Source organism: Porcibacter vitabionis (assembly GCF_046263795.1).
GTDB lineage: Bacteria > Bacillota > Clostridia > Lachnospirales > Lachnospiraceae > Lachnocurva.
Genome location: NZ_JBJYZD010000003.1, coordinates 1 through 7,763 on the forward strand (window position 1 = coordinate 1; position 7,763 = coordinate 7,763).

6 protein-coding genes are annotated in these 7,763 nt (G+C 40.1%); 2 read left to right on the forward strand and 4 right to left on the reverse strand.

Going from position 1 to position 7,763, the window contains the following annotated elements:
• Nucleotides 1-342: 342 nt before the first annotated feature.
• Nucleotides 343-1,185, reverse strand: coding sequence for a hypothetical protein (locus ACKX2L_RS03270; protein WP_497552607.1), 843 nt, complete (start codon nt 1,183-1,185; stop codon nt 343-345).
• Here ACKX2L_RS03270 and ACKX2L_RS03275 point away from each other — a divergent pair.
• Nucleotides 1,178-2,557 carry an IS4 family transposase gene (locus tag ACKX2L_RS03275; RefSeq protein ID WP_497552608.1) on the forward strand — a complete coding sequence of 460 codons (1,380 nt, stop codon included), beginning with the start codon at nt 1,178-1,180 and terminating at the stop codon, nt 2,555-2,557. The genes ACKX2L_RS03270 and ACKX2L_RS03275 overlap by 8 nt on opposite strands.
• Nucleotides 2,558-2,794: 237 nt before the next feature.
• On the opposite strand, the gene ACKX2L_RS03280 is transcribed toward ACKX2L_RS03275, so the two are convergent.
• Both ACKX2L_RS03280 and ACKX2L_RS03285 read right to left on the reverse strand, forming a co-directional pair.
• A complete protein-coding gene (locus ACKX2L_RS03280) occupies nt 2,795-2,917 on the reverse strand; it encodes a hypothetical protein (protein WP_497552159.1) in 123 nt (40 codons plus the stop codon).
• Between the two features lie 276 nt (nt 2,918-3,193).
• Nucleotides 3,194-5,317: a DUF7657 domain-containing protein gene (locus ACKX2L_RS03285; RefSeq protein WP_497552160.1), complete on the reverse strand. Its 2,124-nt coding sequence runs from the start codon at nt 5,315-5,317 to the stop codon at nt 3,194-3,196.
• A 569-nt stretch (nt 5,318-5,886) separates the two neighbouring features.
• Here ACKX2L_RS03285 and ACKX2L_RS03290 point away from each other — a divergent pair.
• Nucleotides 5,887-6,081 carry a hypothetical protein gene (locus tag ACKX2L_RS03290; protein ID WP_497552161.1) on the forward strand — a complete coding sequence of 65 codons (195 nt, stop codon included), beginning with the start codon at nt 5,887-5,889 and terminating at the stop codon, nt 6,079-6,081.
• 121 nt (nt 6,082-6,202) lie between these two features.
• On the opposite strand, the gene ACKX2L_RS03295 is transcribed toward ACKX2L_RS03290, so the two are convergent.
• A partial coding sequence (locus ACKX2L_RS03295; RefSeq protein WP_497552609.1) for an N-acetylmuramoyl-L-alanine amidase occupies nt 6,203-7,763 on the reverse strand: 1,561 nt, incomplete at its 5' end.

Below are 7,763 nucleotides of genomic sequence, written 5' to 3' on the forward strand. Positions count from 1 at the left end.
CTTCGAACTTCTGCTTACAGAACTTCCCAATCATGCCGAAGATGAGGATCCATCTTATCTGGATGATCTTCTTCCCTGGTCCAAACGAATTCAGAAGTATTGTCTGAGCCAGATCAATAGGCCAAAAAAATCTTAAATTTTCAAAGTACAGATCTATTCTCAAGAAGCCCTGATTCTATCAGGGTTTTCTTTGATTAAGTACTCATGTTTGAGGACTTACATCCATATCAAAGCACATAGCTCCTATGAACCAAACCGCAATGCCCCAGCAATCAATAGCACGCCGATAATTTGAAGTATCAAAATCCCACTAGTTAATGTACACCTAAAGTGTAAACGCCTTTAGATATCAATCTTAAATAAATCAAATATTCTACTTCTTACAGACTCACATACAAAATCAATTTGAGCCCCAAAGCTTTCTTTATCTAACCCCTTAAGTAAAAACCAAGAATTGCATTCTTCGACAATTTTATATTTCAGATTTTCTACAATAATTGACGAATCCTGACTATCTAATAACAATTCTAGATCTTTATCAATTTTAGAAAGTCTGTTATAACTCACTTCATCAAGTGCTTTTAGCACACCTGAAGAGCCAGCTTGAAAAATCAAATTTATATCCTTCCTGACAGCTTCAATTGCTTCCTTCAAATTTGCGCAATCTTCTTCTGAAAACTTATCTTGGTTTTCAATTGCTTTCTCTGCCCACTCTACCCATTGGTAATTACGATATTCAACATTTTTATCATGTTTCACTACGCATTTTCTAAATAAAGTCATCAAATAGATATAACTATACAGGAAACTTTTTATCGTAAGAACATAAGTCCTTATAAAGTCTCGGTTTTGTATTCTCACATCTCTGATTTCTATTAATAAAGCAACTAACGTAGAGCCAAATATTCCATATGCTAAATTAGTAAATACTTCTAGAACTAACTTAATATCATTGTTTTTAGTCACTTTTTGAAGAAGCAGCGTACCTACTATAATAATAATAGATAGCATAATCAAAATAACGTATATCTTTTTTCTAACCTTACTAAAACTTCCCACACCGAAAAGGTGTGTTGAACCTTGAAAATTCAATAAAAACAGGCAATAAAAAGGCACAGTCACCTGGGCCTTGGTATAATTGAGTTGACGAGAAACAAATACACACAAGGAGGTTTCTATGCCCAACTCAAGTTTACCACAGGACCAGGACGGACAGGATCTTTTTAACGCGATTTCTTCATTTTTTACCAGATTTGGCGTCGGCAATCTGCTTCGCAAATGCAATGCGCAGAAGGAAAAGGGAGTTCCTGTTCTTCAGATCTTCAAATACAAGCTCTGCAACGTCTTCTCTGACAGAAGCATGTACATGCAGCAGAAAACCGGTTCCTACAAAGAATCCTTCTCGAAGAACACCTTCTATCGATTTCTCAATGGGCAGAAAACCAACTGGCTGCGCTTCACGACTCTGCTTTCTAAAGCGGTGGTCGATGCAGTAGAACCTTTGACGGATAAAGACCGCGTTAATGCATTCGTCATCGATGACAGCCTATTCGAGCGCACCAGCTGCAAGAAGACAGAACTGGGTTCCAGGGTATTTGATCACACCTCCATGCGCTATACCAAAGGCTATCGTCTCATGACACTTGGATGGACGGATGGAAATACATTCCTCCCGATAAACAGTTGCCTTCTTGCTTCTTCCAAGGATTCCAATCTGATCGGTCCGCAGGAGCACTTTGATGGACGCTCTCTGGCTGCGCATCGCAGAAAACTCGCCCAGATGAAGGGCACAGATGCGATGCTTGAACTGATCAAAACAGCCCAGAAGGCAGGCCATACAGCTGATTATGTTCTCTTTGACAGCTGGTTTTCCAACCCGGCACAGCTTGTTGCCATCAAGGATCTTGGCCTGGATTCCATCGCCATGATTAAGAAGAGCAGCCGTATCCGCTATGAGTATGAAGGTAAGCAGCTCTCCATCAAAAAGATCTTTGGCATCTGCAAGAAACGTCGCGGCCGCAGCAAGTATCTGCTTTCTGTAAACGTCATGGTTGGAAAAGATCAGAAGATCCCGGCCAGGATCGTCTGTGTTCGAAATAAGAAGAACAAGAAGGACTGGATCGCATTCATCTGTACCAATCCGGATCTTTCTGAAAAAGAGATTCTTCGGATTTACGGCAAGAGATGGCAGATCGAGGTCTTCTTCAAAACCTGCAAAACGTATCTGCAGCTTATCAGCGAGTGCCACAGTTTGTCATACGATGCGCTGACTGCACATGTCGCTATTGTCTTTGCGCGCTACATGATGATCGCCATGGAGCAGCGCCGAAACGAAGACGATCGTTCGCTTGGAGAAATCTTCTTCTTTTTCACAGATGAACTGGCAGACATTACTTTCGCAGAATCCTTTCAGATCATTCTGAGAGCTATGTTTGAATGCATCTATACTGTGTTCCAGGTTACCGACGAACAGATGGATATCTTTATCAAGATGTTCGTGGATCGTCTTCCGGAATATATGCAGCGTGCTCTCTTAAGAGGATCTGCAGTCGCATAAAACTATCTGACTGCCTGTTTTTATTGAGTTTTCAAGGAACAAGTCCCATTTCAGGTATGGGAAGTTTTAGTAACCTTATTTCTTTTATTTACCTTATCTGCACTATATGGAAGTTTTGACTTGTTTATTCTTCTCTCCATCATGTTCTTCCTATAATATCTTTAAACCAAAAGGCATCCTCCTTAACTTGTGGTCACGATAACCACAAGTGACCTAAACCTCCAAATGCTGCCTGATTCAGAAGCCGTCTTTCTTCAAATTAGAATCCTGATAGTCATAAGTTATCGGCACCACCTTGATTAAGTTCATTGCCTGTGGCAACTTCTTCATGGCTTCCACCGGAAGCTTCTTGTGCTCCATCAGCATCAGATACTCATCTGAAAAAGGTTGGCTTCGAAGATTGTACCCGGGATTTCCTGCTTGGATTGTAAGTCCTCAATCACCGGTATCTTTTCAGGGTACCGGTGATTGAGGACTTACGAAGCTGGAGCCATGGTCCCAGGATCTGCCGGCGGAATGCCGGAAACAACTTGACTGACAACCCACAGCTGCCAGAGATGGCAGCTGTATTTTTTAACAAGGTACTGGCGATTTACCGCTTACCTAGATGCTGTCTATTTGACGCTTACGTTTTTGTTAATTACCATCAATATTCAATCTATCTTTGAGTGTTGAATAAATATAAAACCCATCCTCCTCGTATATCTGTTTTACATTTTGGTTCTGCAATGGTTTTGTTGAAGCAATATAATCAATATTTAATTTTTCCAGTTCTTCATAGGTGATTTTCAAACTAATGGTATCAGGTTGTAGCAAGTCAATTGAGCTATTGTTATCATCCAAATTGACAATAATGTGCGCATACCGATTATATATATTATTTTTTACTCCATTTGGGTCAACAATATGCCAAAAATACATGTTTGGAATATAATGAACAGAATTATAAATTGGTGCACCACACGCTGCAACAAAGTTCGACACAACAATATTATCGCTAACGGCAATCCACTTTTTTTGAGGATCATTTTTTACTAGCTTTCTAATATTTCTATAAGCTGGTTTTGATGTAATTGCATATGTTCCAATTTCAATTGGATGAATTTGTAATCCGAATGAGATGAGGATAAAAGATGACAATATTATAATAAAAGTTTTTTTACAATCACCAGTTGTAACATTTTTTCTATTATCTTTCTCTTTTCTTTTTGCAGACAATAACTCCACCACAATTATCCACACCAATACTGCTGTTGCCGTGATTACTGCCTTAGATTTGTTCGTAACTTCAGTATCTCGCTGTGCCATAACAACAGCTGGCATTAATATGATTGCCATTAGCACGCCCGAAAAAAGCAATGGTAACTCATAGTTAGGTATTTGTGAAATTGTATACAAAAGAAGAATGACACTTAAATATGCCAGAGCATCCACAGCTCTATTGCTAGTACTATATGACATAAACGAGGCCTCTGCAAACACTTTTGGCATTCCAATTGAACAATACCATAATAATATTACAGATGGGACGCCCATAAACCATAAAAAAGCATCTTTCCCTTTTTTTCTTGCTTGGATGTATATCCAAAGAGCAAAACCCAGAGGAAATAGCGAAAAAAAAGTGGCTGATTCGCACGGATTATTTCTTTTCTGTGCGAAATCGAATATCGATATAAAATAGCCAAACAATTTATTTAAACTATACCCCCCATAATCTCTCCTAGCACCTGGGTAAGTTGTTTGCATAACTGCCTTGATATAAGGGCGAAGTTCCATAATGTATGAAATTATTATCGAGGCCGAGAAAAACACACATAAACTAAATAATATTCTTTCCCATAATTGAGATCTTTGAATATCGTGTCTATCCCTGTAAAGAAAATATATCACTTCAAAGAGAAAAATATAGCCGAAAGGGACTTGCCATGCTGGATATAGAACCACAACATAGTTACCGACAAAACATGCCATAAAAAAACCACAGGCAATTTTTGTAATTGGTTTTTTAGCCTTAAGAAAATGTCCAAACAAAGCTACGGCAGCATTTCCTGCAGTTAAAGCAGTTACACATGACCACCAGAGATTAAAAGGAGAAAACTGAATAAGTGCCATACCTAATAGGGCAATATCTTTGCGTCCACAAATTAAATATATCAGCTCAAACGATGCAAGTGCCCCAAAAATGATATAGAAAGACCAATAAAAAGAAAGTCCATATGTGGACCCCAGCAAATAATATCCCCAGGATGCAGGATTTGCCAATGCCCAATACCCAACTTCATATCCAGAAGCCGTTAAATTATTTGCTGAGGCTGCTCTTAAAATATGATTAAAATGTCCATAATGATTGTATCCTCCAGACATCATCCGACTAATACTTACAACCCACTCATCACTCCTTATCGCACGAGGTTGTCCAAAAACAGGATACAGATACTCATTTCCCCTTCCTGATTGAATATATGCATCATACATCCCAATAGATGAAAAATTAATATTATTAGCTACTAAAAAAATAAAGATTGCAATCGATATAACAAGCCTGTATTTGAATATGAGTAGATACATCCTTTTAACATCCACAAGAAAGTGTGCTAAAAGAAACATATAAATCAGAGCGGAATAAACCAATCTCCTGATCAGCATGTGAATAGAATTATCAGAGGTATATTTTCTGCAGAAATGGAATAAAAGAGCTCCGTATAATATACTGAAAATAACAATTCCAATAAGATCAGCATTTTTTATTTTCTTTTTCATAATTTCCATTCCTCTATAAACTATAACTTAACAAACGCCAGAAGTATACATAACTAACTAAAACTTCCCACACCCCAAAGGTGTGTTGAACCTTGAAAACTCAATAATGTAGGCAATTAAAAAGGCATAGACGTTGTGCCTTCGGAATCGGTAACCTCCTCCGTAAATGCAATGCTCAGAAGGAGAAAGGCGTTCCGGTAATCGATATTTTCAAGTATAAGCTCTGCAATGTTTTCACCGACCGTAGCATGTATATGCAGCAGAAGACAGGTTCCTTCAAAGAGTCGTTCTCAAAGAATACAAGAATACGTTTTATCGGTTCCTGAACAGTCCGAAGACGAACTGGCTTCGTTTACTACCCTTCTGTCTAAGAAGGTTGCGGATGCTGTTGGGCCGCTTACTTCGGAAGATCGTGTAAACGCGTTTGTTGTTGACGACAGCCTTTTTGAACGTACGAGCTGCAAGCATACGGAACTCGGATCTCGTGTGTTTGACCATACTTCCAAGAAATACTGCAAAGGATTCCGTCTGATGGCACTTGGTTCTCTAGTCCCGCACAGCTGATCGCTGTGAAAAAACTTAGCCTGGATTCCATTGCTATGCACAAGAAGATCTCCCACATCTACTACGAGTTTGAAGGAGTGCAGCTTTCCATCAAAAATATCTTCGGAATCTGCAAGAAGCGCCGCAGCCGCAGTAAGTACCTTCTTTCCGTGAATGTCATGGTTGGTAAAGACGAGAAGATTCCGAATTGTCCGAAGTAGAGATCTTCTACTTTTTCACGGACGAACTGGCAGATATCACCTTCGGAGAATCTTTCCAGATCATCATAACGGCCATGATAGAAAGTATTTCTGCTATGGGAAGTTTTAGTAATTAATTGAATTACCTCAATCCAAGCGTCTTTAAAATCCCATGGGCATCTGCAATCCCAAGTCTTTTCAGCTTTTCATCGCTGCTTAAGTAGTTAAAACGATCCGATGTATTTGAAATGTAACAGTGTTCAACTATAACTGCGGGAAGCCCTTTTAATTTAGCTCTTCTAAGAATACCATAATAATCTGTAAGGCTCCCATCGGGATATAATGTATGGTCTGTTGAATTCTTCTGAACAATTCCAACTCCTCTATTAGGAATTCCCAGTCCATTCAATTCTTCTAAAATATTTCTTGCCAAACTGCTGCTTTGGCCATAAACATTATTTATATTGTAATGACTGTTCTGTTGAAGGATTTCTGCTCCATGTGGTGACTGCGTTGAGTAGGAATTAAGATGAAGACTAACCAAATATGCTGCTCCCTTCTTGGCTGCATAATTGACCCTCCAAGCGAGGCATCCATTGTCCCCTGCATTCGAAATTACTCCGGAAGGGCAACTGTTGGTTTCCCTTGTTAGATATACAGTCACTCCATATTTTTCCAATTCTTCCCTGCAATATTTTGAGATCTTCAACACTAACTCATGCTCATTCAAGCCACCACTGCTTGCACCACAATGAGAACTATCATGTCCCGGATCCAAAACTACTACTTTAGACCGTAGTATCACATGCACCTTAGCTTCGGAACTCACTGTCTTCCCATTTCTGTCTGTCACAATGACCCGATAGCTCATCCCCTGCCAGTAATGATCTGCTACATACGGCGTTGTAAACGGATCTCCCGTTCCCCAGTTCACCCAGGTGTTACTTCCGTTGAATTTATACTGCCACTGATAACTCAGTTCATTCCCAATTGCCTCAACAGAAAACGTCTTCTTCTCACCTTCATTAATGGTTACATCCGACAAGCCCTTCTCTATTCGCAAGCGCAGTGCTACATTTACCATCGCTTCATTGGAATATCTGATCTGCCCATCCTTTGTCGTAACTTTCACTCGGTAGGACATTCCATCCCAGTAATGGTCTGCAGTATAAGGCGTTGTAAATGGATTTCCGGTCCCCCAGTCTGCCCAGGTATTGCTTCCTTTGAATCTATATTGCCACAGGCAGCTGGCCGTATTATCTACATTCCGAGCCGTTATGGTTGGCCTCTCCCCTTCTTTTAAGGAAAGATCAGGGACCTCGGGAACCTCTTTTGTCTCTCCGGAAACTATCTTTACCGTTCCTTCCCGGGAGGTCAGGCTATTCCCCAGTCGATCTGTAACGATATATCGATAGCTCATCCCCTGCCAATAATGATCTGCCACGCATACTGGTGTAAATGGATTTCCGGTCCCCCATTCTATCCAAGTATTGTTTCCTTTGAACTTATACTGCCAGCGATAGGTCACTCCTTCTCCGGATACCTGCGCTTCAAAAGCCGTTCGGGTTCCATCTCTCAACGTCATATTCTCTGGCTGCTTTGTGATGGAGAGCACCGTCTTCGGTGTAACGGTCACAACCCCCTCCTGTGATGTCAGACTATTTCCTAAGCGGTCCGTCACTATGTACCGATAGCTCATTCCC

Coding starts and splice junctions, on each gene's coding strand:
- ACKX2L_RS03285 (WP_497552160.1), bottom strand. CDS start 5,317: ATGAAAAAGAAAATAAAAAATGCTGATCTTATTGGAATTGTTATTTTC.
- ACKX2L_RS03280 (WP_497552159.1), bottom strand. CDS start 2,917: ATGGAGCACAAGAAGCTTCCGGTGGAAGCCATGAAGAAGTTGCCACAG.
- ACKX2L_RS03275 (WP_497552608.1), top strand. CDS start 1,178: ATGCCCAACTCAAGTTTACCACAGGACCAGGACGGACAGGATCTTTTT.